This is a genomic window from Ferrovum myxofaciens (genome assembly GCF_000735045.1).
Classification (GTDB): Bacteria; Pseudomonadota; Gammaproteobacteria; order Burkholderiales; family Ferrovaceae; genus Ferrovum; species Ferrovum myxofaciens.
Genome location: NZ_JPOQ01000376.1, coordinates 1 through 253 on the forward strand (window position 1 = coordinate 1; position 253 = coordinate 253).

Sequence of the window (253 nt, forward strand, 5' to 3'; positions counted from 1 at the left end):
ACTCAACCGGAAACCGCTTGGCTCAAAGAAACACATTCGCAAGTTTTGCAGCAATCACTCAAAGACCTTGAGCGTGCCTACAAAAACTTTTTCGATAAGCGTGCCGACTTTCCACGGTTCAAGAAATAAAGGCATGGGCGACAGCTTCCGCTATCCCCAAGGATGCAAGCTAGACCAGTCTAATAGCCGGGTATTCCTGCCAAAGCTGGGATGGCTCAAATACCGCAACAGCCGGGACGTGCTGGGAACAGTC

1 pseudogene is annotated in these 253 nt (G+C 50.6%); it reads left to right on the plus strand.

The features are described from left to right. Positions 1-253, plus strand: a pseudogene (locus IV91_RS19885) (RNA-guided endonuclease InsQ/TnpB family protein); the annotation flags it as partial.